At 71.8% G+C, this 12876-nt stretch carries 11 protein-coding genes; 8 read left to right on the top strand and 3 right to left on the bottom strand.

The genetic code is table 11. The annotated features are described in order from the left end of the window. From QK440_RS32015 to ptsP, 3 genes are all read left to right on the top strand, one after another. Positions 1–334, top strand: a 334-nt coding sequence (locus QK440_RS32015) for a hypothetical protein (RefSeq protein ID WP_282796742.1), incomplete at its 5' end; no start/stop codon positions are given. Between the two features lie 204 nt (positions 335–538). Further along, positions 539–988: a PTS glucose transporter subunit IIA gene (locus QK440_RS32010; protein WP_282796741.1), complete on the top strand. Its 450-nt coding sequence runs from the start codon at positions 539–541 to the stop codon at positions 986–988. 80 nt (positions 989–1068) lie between these two features. Further along, positions 1069–2739 (top strand): phosphoenolpyruvate--protein phosphotransferase, encoded by a 1671-nt coding sequence (gene ptsP / locus QK440_RS32005; protein ID WP_282796740.1) that lies wholly within the window; start codon positions 1069–1071, stop codon positions 2737–2739. Between the two features lie 86 nt (positions 2740–2825). Here the strand turns inward: ptsP and QK440_RS32000 are convergent, their stop codons facing one another. Then, on the bottom strand, positions 2826–3710 hold the full coding sequence (locus tag QK440_RS32000; protein WP_282796739.1) for a hypothetical protein: 885 nt from the start codon (positions 3708–3710) through the stop codon (positions 2826–2828). A gap of 80 nt (positions 3711–3790) precedes the next feature. After that, positions 3791–5773 (bottom strand): acetoacetate--CoA ligase, encoded by a 1983-nt coding sequence (locus QK440_RS31995; RefSeq protein ID WP_282796738.1) that lies wholly within the window; start codon positions 5771–5773, stop codon positions 3791–3793. 210 nt (positions 5774–5983) lie between these two features. Here QK440_RS31995 and QK440_RS31990 point away from each other — a divergent pair, with 210 nt between their 5' ends. Beyond that, entirely contained in the window at positions 5984–8353 is a 2370-nt protein-coding gene (locus tag QK440_RS31990) for a TIM-barrel domain-containing protein (protein WP_282796737.1), read from the top strand. Between the two features lie 71 nt (positions 8354–8424). Here QK440_RS31990 and QK440_RS31985 read toward each other — a convergent pair whose 3' ends face one another. Further along, positions 8425–8958: an NUDIX domain-containing protein gene (locus tag QK440_RS31985; protein WP_190138533.1), complete on the bottom strand. Its 534-nt coding sequence runs from the start codon at positions 8956–8958 to the stop codon at positions 8425–8427. Positions 8959–9029: 71 nt separating this feature from the next. Between QK440_RS31985 and QK440_RS31980 the strand changes: the two genes are divergently transcribed. The 4 genes from QK440_RS31980 (at position 9030) to QK440_RS31965 (ending at position 12875) form a co-directional block, all read left to right on the top strand. Next, the gene (locus tag QK440_RS31980) at positions 9030–9833 is read left to right on the top strand and encodes a M15 family metallopeptidase (RefSeq protein WP_282796736.1); all 804 of its coding nucleotides are present in this window, start codon (positions 9030–9032) and stop codon (positions 9831–9833) included. A gap of 63 nt (positions 9834–9896) precedes the next feature. After that, positions 9897–10343, top strand: a complete 447-nt coding sequence (locus QK440_RS31975; RefSeq protein ID WP_282796735.1) for a zinc ribbon domain-containing protein — start codon at positions 9897–9899, stop codon at positions 10341–10343. Beyond that, on the top strand, positions 10340–11530 hold the full coding sequence (locus tag QK440_RS31970; protein WP_282796734.1) for a lipid-transfer protein: 1191 nt from the start codon (positions 10340–10342) through the stop codon (positions 11528–11530). The genes QK440_RS31975 and QK440_RS31970 overlap by 4 nt, the downstream gene beginning before the upstream one ends. A gap of 589 nt (positions 11531–12119) precedes the next feature. Then, positions 12120–12875 (top strand): MIP/aquaporin family protein, encoded by a 756-nt coding sequence (locus tag QK440_RS31965; protein ID WP_282796733.1) that lies wholly within the window; start codon positions 12120–12122, stop codon positions 12873–12875. Position 12876 lies beyond the last annotated feature (1 nt).

Genomic DNA, 12876 nt, shown 5'->3' with positions numbered 1-12876 from the left:
GGTATCAACATATCTGGCGTTGACTTTTGGCACGCTGTTGAGTTCTCAAGGAACGGACGCTTCCTTTGTACTCACCCGCAGAATCTCTTCTGGGGCTTTCCTCCGGGCGCTTCCCTTCGGTATTTCGTGTTTCCAACTCTACCAGATCCGTTTTCCGTTCCGTTCCCGGTCGGAATTCATTTCCGGTGGCCGTTGGAGGGCCTTGCCTTTCGGCGGTACCGAACTCTACCAGGTCTTTTTCGGCTCTTTGTCCATGATCTTTCGTGACCACGGAGAACCAGACCCCGCGTTAGGATCCGACTTGATAGAGGCTGCTGCCGGGCCGGGACGCTGACCGCGCCGCCTGGCCCCAGGCAGGACAACGACTCTACATCCCATGTCCGTGGGCACGCAAATCGTTTGTGCTGTGCTCCTACGGCCGCCAACCAGGACCTTCGTGCGGAACCGGGACTTCCTATGACTTACGCTTCTGAACAGTGCGTCGTCCAGGACAGGTAGTGGCGGCGGTTACCCATCTCCACCCCCTGGGAGGCTTGCCATGACCAGCGTTACGTCCCCGCTCGCCGGACGCGCCATCGGACTCGCCGCGGTTCCGGACCCCGTCTTCTCGGGCGCGATGGTCGGCCCCGGCACGGCCATCGACCCCGTGCGTGAGGCGTCCGAGGCTGTTGCCCCCGTTGACGGCATCGTCGTCTCGCTCCACCCGCACGCCTTCGTCGTCGTCGACGACCAGGGCCACGGTGTGCTGACGCACCTGGGCATCGACACCGTCCAGCTCAACGGCGAGGGCTTCGAGCTCCTTGTCAACAAGGGTGACACCGTACAGCGCGGCCAGGCCGTCGTGCGCTGGAACCCCGCGGCGGTCGAGGCCGCCGGCAAGTCTCCGGTGTGCCCCGTCGTGGCGCTCGAGGCGACGGCCGAGTCCCTGGCCGACGTCGTCGAGAGCGGTGACGTGAAGACCGGGGACACCCTCTTCAGCTGGAAGTGACGTCGGCGCCGTCGCTGGACGACGGTGAGCAGGACAACCAACGCGGCGGCTGGGCCCGCCGCACTATCGGAGACGGTGAGATGGAGACAACGCTGCGAGGCGTCGGCGTGAGCCACGGGGTGGCCATCGGCGAGGTTCGGCACATGGGAACGGCGGTGCTCGAACCGCCTGCCAAGCAGATTCCGGCGGAGGAGGCCGAGCGCGAGCAGGGGCGCGCCCGCCAGGCCGTCGAAGCCGTGGCCGCCGACCTGATGGCGCGCGGCAACCTGGCCGGTGGCGAGGCGCAGGCCGTGCTCGAGGCCCAGGCGATGATCGCGCAGGACCCCGAGCTCATGGCCGACGTGGACCGGCGTATCACCGTGGGCAGCTCGGCGGAGCGCGCTGTCTACGACGCCTTCTCCCACTACCGCGAGCTCCTCGCGGGCGCGGGTGAGTACATGGCGGGCCGTGTCGCCGACCTCGACGACGTGCGGAACCGTATCGTCGCCCGTCTCCTCGGTGTCCCGATGCCGGGCGTCCCGGACAGCGACGAGCCGTACGTCCTCATCGCCCGGGATCTGGCTCCGGCGGACACCGCGCTGCTCGACCCGGCGCTCGTCCTCGGCTTCGTGACCGAAGAAGGCGGGCCGACCAGCCACAGCGCGATCCTGGCGCGGGCGCTCGGTGTGCCCGCCGTCGTGGCGCTGCCCGGAGCCGGTGAGCTCGCCGAGGGCACGGTCGTGGCCGTGGACGGCAGCACCGGTGAGATCTTCGTGGACCCGAGCGCCGAGAAGCGCGCGGAGCTGGAGGCCGCCGCCGCCGAGCGCAAGGCGGCGCTCGCCGCCGCGACCGGGCCGGGCGCGACGTCCGACGGGCACAAGGTGCCGCTCCTGGCGAACGTCGGCGGTCCCGCCGACGTCCCCGCCGCGGTCGAGGCAGGCGCCGAGGGCGTCGGTCTGTTCCGCACGGAGTTCCTCTTCCTCGACGACAGCACCAAGGCGCCGAGCGAGGAGACGCAGGTCGAGGCCTACCGCAAGGTGCTCGAGGCCTTCCCGGAGGGCCGGGTCGTCGTGCGCGTCCTTGATGCGGGCGCGGACAAGCCGCTGGACTTCCTCACGCCGTCCGACGAGCCGAACCCCGCTCTGGGTGTGCGCGGGCTGCGCACCCTCCTCGACCACCCCGAGGTGCTGCGTACCCAGCTCACGGCGCTGGCCAAGGCCGCCGAGGGGCTGCCGGTCTACCTCGAGGTCATGGCGCCGATGGTCGCCGACCGCGCCGACGCCAAGGCCTTCGCTGACGCGTGCCGCGAGGCGGGCCTGCGGGCGAAGTTCGGCGCGATGGTGGAGATCCCCTCCGCCGCGCTGCGGGCGCGCTCCATCCTGCAGGAGGTCGAGTTCCTGTCGCTGGGCACCAACGACCTGGCGCAGTACACGTTCGCCGCCGACCGGCAGGTCGGTGCCGTGTCCCGGCTGCAGGACCCGTGGCAGCCGGCGCTGCTCGACCTGGTGGCGCTGTCCGCCGAGGCGGCGAAGGCCGAGGGCAAGAGCTGTGGTGTCTGCGGTGAGGCCGCGTCGGATCCGCTGCTCGCCTGTGTCCTTACCGGTCTGGGTGTCACCTCCCTGTCGATGGGTGCCGCTTCCATTCCTTACGTGCGGGCGACGCTCGGCAAGTACACGCTGGCCCAGTGCGAGCGTGCCGCAGCCGCCGCACGCGCCGCGGACAGCGCCGAGGAGGCGCGCACGGCGGCGCAGGCCGTGCTGTCCGGCGAGTAGGTCGCCGTCGGCCCGACACGCTCGGGCCGTCCCTGACTGGTGTCCCGAGGGGCGCTCCACCTGGAGGTGGGGCGCCCCTCGGGCGTTCAGTGGTGGTGTCCTTCCTGCGATCCGTCGCCGCCGAGGTCGGGCGCCGCGCTGTAGTCGACGCCCGACTCCGGGGCGATCAGGTCGCCGGAGACGGCGTCGGTGCAGTAGGCGTCGAAGACCTCGGCCGCGCTGAGAGGGCACAACCGCTCACCCTCCAGGCGCCAGCCCTGGACGCGGTCTCCCGCGTCAGTACTCGTGCGCATGACGAGGCCGCCCGTGCCGCCGGTGGCGATGCCGACCGCGAGGACCGTGGTGAACTCCAGGGCCTCGGCCTCGTCGAGGCGAGTGTGGCCGTCCCCGTCGTGTCCCGTGTGCAGCGCGGCGAGAAGGGTCTGGCCGTCGCACGGGACACTGCACACCAGGTGGCGCGGGCCCGCGCCCTCGGTGGCGAGGACGCGCATGAGCAGGTCGGAGGCGCGTGTGAAGGCGGACCTGCCGATGTCCACGCCGCACTCCGCGCAGGCACCGATGCCGGCCAGGAGCATCGTCGCGTACTCCCACGTCGTCTGCCGGACGGTCTCGTCGACGAGGTCGGGGACGATGTCGGCGAGCGGCTGGCCCTCGTACGGCACGGTGGGACCCGATGCCGCCAGCTCCGCGGCGAAGCGGGCGCGGCTGGCGGAGGCGTCCGGGTCGAGGCCGGTCTCCGCGCAGAACTCCTCGTACTCCTCCGGGTCGAAGAGCGCGAGGCTCGTGAGCCTGCCCTGGGCCGCCTGCGATTTGAGCAGGCCCTCGACCTGTTGGAGGTAGGTCGGGTGGTCGTCGAAGGTAAAGGTGCGGTAGCGGCGCATCGCCGCGAAGTCGTCGGCGTCGGCCAGCAGGCCGATGGTCCCGGCGACTTCGCGATGCAGCGCGCGGCGCATGAGGTGAGTGGTCCCCATGGTTTCCCCCCTGCGGTCAGGTGATCATTGCGTCACCGAACGTAGCGGGCGCCACTGACAATGGCCGCTGAGCTGGGGTTTCAGGCGCGCTCGCGGCCGAGCTGCTCGTAGAAGCGGAGCAGTTCGATGTTGTCGACGGAGCCCGGGTTGACGGCCTTGGCCAGGGGTGTGCCCTGCAGCAGGCGCTTGACGGGGACTTCGATGCGCTTGCCGGTGAGGGTGTGCGGGATGCCGGGAACCTCGATGACCTCGTCGGGGACGTGGCGCGGTGAGAGCTGTGTACGGATGGTGCTCTTGATGCGGGCGCGGAGGTCGTCGTCGAGGGTGGCTCCGGGGGCGAGATGGATGAACAGTGGCATCCAGTAGCCGCCGTCGGGCTGTTCGACGCCGATGACGAGGGACTCGCGGATCTCCGGGAGGCGTTCGACGGCTTCGTAGATGTCGGCCGAGCCCATGCGGACGCCTTGGCGGTTCAGCGTGGAGTCGGAGCGGCCGTGGATGACGACCGAGCCGCGTGCGGTGAGGGTGATCCAGTCGCCGTGGCGCCAGACTCCGGGGTAGGTGTCGAAGTAACTGTCGTGGTACCTGCTGCCGTCCGGGTCGTTCCAGAAGTGGATGGGCATGGACGGCATGGGGTTGGTGACGACGAGTTCGCCGACCTCGTCGACGAGGGGCTTGCCCTGGGGGTCCCATGCCTGCAGGTCGGTGCCGAGGCAGGGTGCCTGGAGTTCGCCGATGTGGACGGGGAGCGTCGGCACGGCCCCCGCGAAACAGGAGCACACGTCGGTCCCGCCGCTGACGGAGGCGATCCAGACGGGGCCGGTCGCCTCGGCGAACGCGTCGCGCAGCCAGCGGAAGCCGTCGGGCGGCAGCGGGGAGCCGGTGGTGGCGACGCACTGCACGCGCGAGAGGTCGAAGTCGCGTGCCGGGTGTACGTCGGCCTTGCGGCAGGCCATGACGTAGGCGGCGGAGGTCCCGAAGAGCGTGGCCCCGGTGCGCTCGGCCACGCGCCACTGGGCGCCGGTGTCCGGGTAGCCCGGGCTGCCGTCGTAGAGGACGATCGTGGTGCCCGTGAGCAGACCGGAGACGAGGAAGTTCCACATCATCCAGCCGGTCGAGGTGTACCAGAAGAAACGGTCCTCGGGGCCGAGGTCGCAGTGCAGGCCGATCTGCTTGAGGTGCTCGACGAGGATGCCGCCCTGGGACTGGACGATGGCCTTGGGCAGGCCTGTGGTCCCGGACGAGTAGAGCACCCAGAGGGGGTGGTCGAAGGGCACGGGCTCGAAGACGGGTGCCGCGTCTCCCGCGGTGAGCGCGGACCATTCCAGGGCGCCTTCGGGGGCCTCGCTGCCGAGCAGCGGGATGTGGACGACCGCGCGCAGGGTCGGCAGTTCCCCGCGCAGCTCGGTGACGGTGTCGCGGCGGTCGTGCTCCTTGCCGCCGTAGCGGTAGCCGTCGACGGTGAACAGGACGACGGGTTCGACCTGCTGGAAGCGGTCGAGGACGCTGCGGGCGCCGAAGTCGGGCGCGCAGGAGGTCCAGACGGCGCCGACGGCGGCCGTGGCGAGGAGGGCGACGACGGCCTGCGGGATGTTGGGCAGGTAGCCGCTGACGCGGTCTCCCGGGCGTACGCCCAGGGTGCGCAGTTCGGCGGCCAGGGAGCCGACCTGGCGGCGCAGCTCGGACCAGGTGACGGTGGTGGGCTCGTGGGTCTCGTCGACGTGGAGGAGAGCCGGGGTGTCCGCGCGCGCGGGATCCTCGCCGGCGCGCAGGGCGTGCTCGGCGTAGTTGAGGGTGGCGCCGGGGAACCACTGGGCACCGGGCATGGAGCGGTCGCCGAGCACGCGCGTGTAGGGCGTGCTGAAGCGCACGTCGAACCACTCGGTGACGGCTTTCCAGAAGGCGTCGAGCTCGTCCACGGACCAGCGGTGGAGGGCCGCGTAGCCGCCGTCGGCGGGGGCTCCGTGGTGCTGGGCCGCCCAGGCCTGGAAGCGCGTGATCTGGGCGCCGGCGACCCGCTCCTGGTCCGGCTGCCAGAGCGGTGAGGGGTTCGCTGTGGACATGCGGCTGCTCCTGGGCTCTACGCGTCGTGGGCGAGTGGCGTGCGCACGCTCGGTGGCGCGCGGCACGGCTGACAGGACGATGCCACGTGATCGACTTGCGCACCAGGGTGTGCCGCTCCGGAGCTGCTGGGCGACGGCCGACGGGGACCTTTGGTGAACGGCAGTTGAACGCGGCGGACCCACTCCGTTTTCGGTGGCAGGGTGAGCAGCATGAAGGGTCGTGACCTGGTGCGTTCGATGAAGGTGGTCGACTTGTCCGATACGGCCCAAAGGGTGCGCAAGGTGCGTTCCGCATGGCGCCGGCGGCGGGCCGACGCGGTCGGACTGGTTCCTCGGGGGGCCGAGCGGGCACGGACGCCCGGCCCTGTGACGATGGTCGAGCCGGGCCCGGGCGGTGGGGTGGTGCGGTTCGCGCGGTCCGAGCTGCGGGTGCGGGTGACGGTGGGCGGGGCCGTGTTCTGGAGCTGGGACGGGGCCGAGCCGACTCCGTCGTACGCGCTGGTGGGCGGCAGCCCCGAGGCGGACCCCAGGGCGGTCCTGGAGCCCGACAAGGAGGGCGGCTGGCGCGTGGTGGCGGAGCGGGCGACGGTGGTCGTCTCGCGCCACGGGGCGCTGGAGCTGCGGACGCCGGGGGGCGTGGTGCTGCGGCGGGAGCTGCCGCCGCGCTGGTGGGAGCCGGTGGGCGGCGGTACGGCGCGGTGGGCGCAGCGGTCCGAGGTGGCGGCGGACGCGCGGTTCTTCGGGCTCGGGGGGCGGGCTGCCGGGCCCCGGCTCCGGAATGGGACGTACCGCTTGTGGAACACCGATCCGGGCGGTTCGTTCGAGCCGGGGGACGACCCGCTGTACATCACGATGCCGGTCCAGCTCGTGGTCGCCGACGTGGGGACGCACCTGGTGTTCCACGACAACACCTGGGACGGCTCGGTGACGCTGCGGGAGGGCCGGGAGGGCGCCGGTTCCGGTCACGACAGGATGGGGTCGTGCGAGGTGCGGATGGATGGGGGGCCGCTGCGGTGCTGGGTGATGGTGGGCACTCCCGCGCGTGTGCTGCACTCCTGGGCGGCGCTGACCGGTGCGCCCGCGGTGCCGCCCACGTGGGCCCTGGGTTATCACCACGCGCGGTGGGGGTTCGGGAGCGAGCGTGAGGTGCGGCGGATCGTCGCGGGCTACCGGGAGCGCGGACTGGCTCTGGACGCCGTCCACCTGGACATCGACCACTTCGACGCGCACCAGGTGTTCACGGTCGACAAGGAGCGCTTCCCGGCGCTGCCGAAGCTGGCCGGGGAGCTGCGCCAGGACGGGATACGGCTGGTGTCGATCGTGGACCCGGCTGTGAAGGCGGCACCGGGCAACCCTGTGTACGACAGCGGGGCGGCCGCGGACGCGTTCGTGCGGGACGCGGCGGGCCGGGTCGTGCGGGGGCTCGTGTGGCCCGGGGAGGCGGTGTTCCCGGACTTCACGGCGGGGCGGGTGCGCAAGTGGTGGGGCGGTCTGTACGACGAGCGGCTGGCCCAGGGGTTCTCGGGCTTCTGGCACGACATGAACGAGCCGGTGTCATTCGCGGCCTTCGGGGAGACGACGCTGCCCCGTTCGGCCCGGCACGCCCTGGAGGGGCGTGGTGGTGACCACCAGGAGGCGCACAACGTCTACGCCCTGGGCATGGCGCGTGCGGGGTACGAGGCCATGCGCGAACTGCGGCCCTCGGAGCGGCCGTTCTTGTTCTCGCGCTCCGGGTGGGCGGGAATGCAGCGCTACGGGGGGACGTGGTCGGGCGACGTGGCCTCCAGTTGGGCGGGGTTGCGGGCCTCGCTGTCCCTGGTGCTGGGGCTCGGTCTGTGCGGGGTGCCCTATTCGGGTCCCGATGTGGGTGGCTTCGGCGGCCATCCGTCCCCGGAGCTCTATCTGCGGTGGTTCCAGCTCGGGGCCTACCTGCCGCTGTTCCGTACGCACGCGGCTCTCCGTGCGGGCCGTCGTGAGCCCTGGGAGTTCGGGCCCGAGGTCCTGGAGCACGCGCGCGTGGTGCTCGACGAGCGCCGCAGGCTCCTGCCGTACTTCGTGACGCTGGCGCATCTGGCGCGGCGTACGGGGGCGCCGTATGTGCGTCCCCTGTGGTGGAGCTGTCCCGAGGACAGGGCGCTCAGGGACTGTGAGGACGCGTTCCTGCTCGGTGACTGCCTGCTGGTGGCGCCGGTCCTGTCGGAAGGGGCCATGCAAAGGGCGGTCCGGCTCCCCCCGGGGCAGTGGTACGACACGGCGTCCGGCACGGTCTACGAAGGGGCCGCCGAGGTGCTTCTGGAGGCACCCCTGTCCCGCATACCGGTGCTCGCCCGGGCCGGTGCCGTGCTGCCCGTGCGCGGCGAGGACGGACGGCTCGCCCTGGACGTCTGGGCGCCCGCGAAGGGCCGTACCGGCGGCGGTCTGGTGATCGCCGAGGCCGGTGACGGCTGGGAGGAGCCGGAGCTGCGGCGCTACGGCGTGCGCTGGTGCGGGGAGGAGCTGCTGGTCGAGCGGGAGGGCGAGGGGGGCCGGAGCGCCGTGGAGCATCCCGTGCGGGTACGCGGGACGGTGCAGGGCCCGTAGAGGGGCTGCCGCGCCCCTCGGGGGACGGGTGCGCTGGCCCTCCGGGGCTCGGGCCTACGGCCTCTCCTGGCTCAGATGTAACGGCCTTCGAACCAGGCCCGCACCACGGAGGTGTGCAGCGGGAAGGCGAGTTCGGCGGGGCGGTACAGCAGTTCCCAGCCCTCGGTCTCGTCCGTGGGAGTGGACTGCGGCAGATCGCCCGCGGGGCGCTCCGGGAGCAGGCCGAACAGGAGCAGGTGGCCGTCGGGCGAGCTGAGGGCCTCCACGATGCGGACGTCACGGCTGGCCGCGCTGATGCCGGTCTCTTCCTTGAGTTCGCGGACGACCGCGTGGCGCCAGTCCTCCCTGTGGTCGACGTAGCCCCCGGGCAGTGCCGTGCCCCCGCGCGCGGGGGCGATGGACCGGGTCACGACGACCAGGGAGGTGCCCTTCGTGTCGTACACCGGTTGCAGGGCGATGGCCACGGGCAGGGGGTTGCGGTAGACCACCGTGCCGCAGCGGGCGCAGGTGCGGGGCCAGCCCGTGACGTGGTCTCCGTAGTGCGCGCCGCAGCTCGAGCAGTGGGAGTCCGGCGCGGAGTCGGTGGTGTGCTGCGATGGGGACACGCGGCGGACTGTAGCCGATCCTGTGGCGGCGGTCTTCCGTGGAGTACCGCGTTGCTGGTAGACGCATGGATATGACAGCTTTCGCGACCGCCCTGCGAGGACTCACCGTCGCCGTGACCGCCCTGTTCGCCGTAGCCACCGTGCCCGCGCCCGCCGAGGCGCGGCCCGAACCGCACGCCCCGCAGGGGTTCGTGGCCTTGCGGGACGTCGACCCGACGATCCTCCAGGAGATGCGGTACGTCACGCCGCACAACTTCGTGGGTGAGCGGATCGACGGCTACCGGCAGCCGTTGTGCATCCTGACCGAGCCGGCGGCCAAGGCCCTGCACAAGGCGCAGCGCGTGCTGCTGCGGAAGGGCTACTCCCTCAAGGTGTACGACTGCTACCGGCCGCAGCGGGCCGTCGACCACTTCGTGCGCTGGGCGGAGGACCTGGGGGACGAGCGGATGAAGGGGGAGTTCTACCCCCGGGTCGACAAGTCGCGGCTCTTCGAGGACGGCTACATCGCGAAGAAGTCCGGGCACAGCCGGGGCTCCACGGTCGACCTGACGGTCGTGCGGCTGCCCGCGTGGCCGACCCGGCCCTACGTCCCCGGGGAGCCGCTGAAGCCCTGCTACGCGCCCCAGGGCGAGCGGTTCCCGGACAACTCCGTGGACATGGGCACCGGGTACGACTGCTTCGACACGCTGTCCCACACGGACGATCCACGGGTCACCGGCAAGCAGCGCGCCCACCGGGATCTGCTGCGGAACACACTGGCCAAGACCGGCTTCGTCAACCTGCCCGAGGAGTGGTGGCACTTCACGTACAAGCCGGAGATGTTCCCGGAGACGTACTTCGACTTCCCTGTGTCGCGTCGTTCGCTGCCCCACTGACGCGGTGCGCTCCTCCGTGACACACTTCTGACGCATCGTCAGGTCTGTCGCCCGGGAGGCAGTGTGGCTCGCGAGAGGGCGCCTGTAGTGGCGCGGTGGTTCGCCGGGGAGGGGGACGCCTTCCGGCTCCTGGGGACGCGGTGTTCCCGGTGCGGCGCCGTCTTCTTCCCCCGTGAGGACGACTTCTGCCGCAATCCGGGGTGCGGAGACGGCGAGCTGGCCGAGGTCGCGCTCTCACGGCGAGGTCGGGTGTGGTCGTACACCGACGGGCGGTACCGCCCGCCCGCGCCCTACGTCTCCGACCCGGAACTTCCCTGGCGTCCTTACGCGTTGATCGCTGTGGAGCTCGAGGCCGAGCGGATGGTGGTGCTGGGGCAGGGTGCTCCGGGCGTGACCGTGGCCGACCTGGAGGTCGGCATGGAGGTCGAGGCGGTGTCCGGCGTGCTGCACGAGGACGCGGAGACGACCTGGACGACGTGGTACTGGCGTCCCGTGGGGGTGAGGGCGTGACGGACGAGGTGGTGGTGCTCGGCGCGGGCATGCACCCCTGGGGCAAGTGGGGGCGCGGCTTCGTCGCGTACGGCACGGTGGCGGCCCGTGCGGCCCTCGCGGACGCGGGGGTGGGCTGGCGGGACGTGGATTCGGTGGTCGGCGCGGACACGGTGCGCGGCGGCTATCCGGGGTACGTGGCGGGAGCGACGTTCGCCAAGGCCCTCGGCTGGCAGGGCGCGCGCGTGGCGAGCGTGTACGCGGCGTGCGCCTCGGGTGCCCAGGCCATCGCCACGGCTCGCGCGCAGTTGCTCGCCGGGCTGTCCGACGTCGTGCTCGTGGTCGGCGCCGACGCGGCCCCCAAGGGGTTCTTCCGGCCCCCGGGCGGCGACCGGCCCGACGACCCGGACTGGCTGCGCTTCCGGGTCCTGGGGGCGACGAACCCGGCGTACTTCGCGCTGTACGCCCGGCGCCGCATGGCGGTGCACGGAGACACCCTGGAGGACTTCGCGCGGGTCAAGGTGAAGAACGCGGCCCTGGGCGCGCGGAATCCGTACGCGCGCTACCGCAAGCCCGTCACCGGTGAGGACGTGGCGGCGTCGCCCGTCGTCGCCGATCCCCTGCGGCTGCTCGACATCTGCGCGACGTCCGACGGGGCCGCGGCGCTCGTGCTGTCCACCCTGGAGTACGCCCGGCGGCACGGGGTGCCCGACCCGGTGCGCATCCGCGCGGTGTCGACGGTCACGCCGACGTACCCGAACACCGTCCTGGACCTCCCGGACATCGCCACCGACTCGGCCGCGGCCGTGCCGCCGCCCGGGCGGACGTTCCGCGCGTCCATCGCGCACGCCGCGTACGAGGAAGCGGGCGTCGGCCCCGACGACCTCTCCCTGGCCGAGGTGTACGACATGTCGACCGCTCTGGAGCTCCAGTGGTACGAGGACCTGGGCCTGTGCGGCGAGGGAGAGGGCGCGAAGCTGATACGGGAGGGCACGACCGCCCCGGGCGGCCGCATACCGGTGAACACCAGTGGCGGTCTCGCCTCCTTCGGCGAGGCCGTGCCGGCGCAGGCGATCGCCCAGGTCTGCGAGCTGACCTGGCAGCTCAGAGGCATGGCCGGAGGCCGTCAGGTGGCGGGAGCCCGGGTGGGCATCACCGCGAACCAAGGTCTGTTCGGGCACGGTTCATCGGTGATCGCGGTGCGGTGAGCGGGACGGTGCTGGGGCACTGGGACGGGTGGTGTCCGCGCCGGCTGCGGGGCTGATGTGCCACGGGTGGTGGAGGGTGACACCACCGTGCGAGGGCGCCGGTGTGGAGACGGTGGCCCGCCACCATGGAGCCGGCGCTCGCGCCGCGGGGCGGGCGCGTGTCACCTCGTCCTGTGAGCAGCGGACACGCGCGCGTCGTGTCCCGTCGTGGGGCCGACGAGTCCGCGGGGACGGAAGGGAGAGTGCCGGTCAACCGGTGATGTCCGTGCCGGTCGACCGTTGATGTCAGCGTCTTGACGCTCCATCACGGCCGGTGAACACTTCCCGGTGTCAGTCGGCATCGCCGTTCCCCGGCTCCACGCCGCTCAGGGCCCGTGCGCTCCCAGGCTCGTCACCGAAGGGCCTGTTCAGCGGGTTGTCCCCCCACGGGCGATGCGACTGTGACGGCACGCTCGCCACCGGGGCCGATCGGGGCGCGGGAGCTCCTGCCCAGGGCGGACGCCGCCGTCCGTGACCGGGCTGTAGTCGTGGGAAACGCACCCTGCACGGGACCGGGGCCGTCGCCCCGGGCGAGGGCCTAGGAGCCGCCATGTACGCGAACGGGGACATCTTCGTCGGTGAGATCATCGGCACCGCCATCCTGATCCTCTTCGGCGCCGGTGTGTGCGCCGCCGTCACCCTCAACTACTCGAAGGCCAAGTCGGCGGGGTGGATCGTGATCGCCTTCGGGTGGGGCTTCGGTGTGATGGCGGGCGCGTACACCGCCGCTCCGCTGTCCGGCGGCCACCTCAACCCCGCCGTGACGCTCGGCATCGCCATCGACACCGGGAAGTGGGACAAGGTCTGGGTCTACGTGGCGGGGCAGGTGGTCGGGGCGGTCGTGGGGGCCGTGCTGGCCTACCTCGCGTACTTCGCGCAGTTCCACGCCAACGTGCCGGGAGGCGGCAAGGGGAACCGGCTGCTGGGTCAGGGGGCCATGCCGACGCTGGGCATCTTCTCCACCATCCCGGAGATCCGGAACCCGGTCGCCAACCTCGTCACCGAGGTCATCGGGACCGTCGCCCTGGTCCTTCCGGTCCTCGCCTTCGGGCTCACCGAAGGGCTCGGCGAGTCCGGCACGCAGACGCTGCTCGTCGCCTTCCTGGTCGTCGGCATCGGCCTCTCGCTCGGCGGGCCCACCGGCTACGCCATCAACCCGGCGCGCGACCTGGGCCCGCGCCTCGTCCACCAGTTCCTGCCCATCCCGAACAAGGGCACGTCGGACTGGGGGTACGCCTGGGTGCCGGTGGCCGGTCCCCTGATCGGCGGGGCCCTGGCGGGCCTTCTCTACAACGCAGCCTTCTGAG

The organism is Streptomyces sp. CC224B (genome assembly GCF_030010595.1).
In the GTDB taxonomy this organism is placed as follows: Bacteria; Actinomycetota; Actinomycetes; order Streptomycetales; family Streptomycetaceae; genus Streptomyces; species Streptomyces longispororuber.
The sequence above is the reverse complement of the archived record's forward strand: the minus strand, read 5'-3'. Positions and strand labels throughout refer to the sequence as shown.

Bases quoted from the DNA above. Each gene is read 5' to 3' on its own strand.
- QK440_RS32010 (WP_282796741.1), top strand. From the start codon at position 539: ATGACCAGCGTTACGTCCCCGCTCGCCGGACGCGCCATCGGACTCGCC.
- ptsP (WP_282796740.1), top strand. From the start codon at position 1,069: ATGGAGACAACGCTGCGAGGCGTCGGCGTGAGCCACGGGGTGGCCATC.
- QK440_RS32000 (WP_282796739.1), bottom strand. From the start codon at position 3,710: ATGGGGACCACTCACCTCATGCGCCGCGCGCTGCATCGCGAAGTCGCC.
- QK440_RS31995 (WP_282796738.1), bottom strand. From the start codon at position 5,773: ATGTCCACAGCGAACCCCTCACCGCTCTGGCAGCCGGACCAGGAGCGG.
- QK440_RS31990 (WP_282796737.1), top strand. From the start codon at position 5,984: ATGAAGGGTCGTGACCTGGTGCGTTCGATGAAGGTGGTCGACTTGTCC.
- QK440_RS31980 (WP_282796736.1), top strand. From the start codon at position 9,030: ATGACAGCTTTCGCGACCGCCCTGCGAGGACTCACCGTCGCCGTGACC.
- QK440_RS31965 (WP_282796733.1), top strand. From the start codon at position 12,120: ATGTACGCGAACGGGGACATCTTCGTCGGTGAGATCATCGGCACCGCC.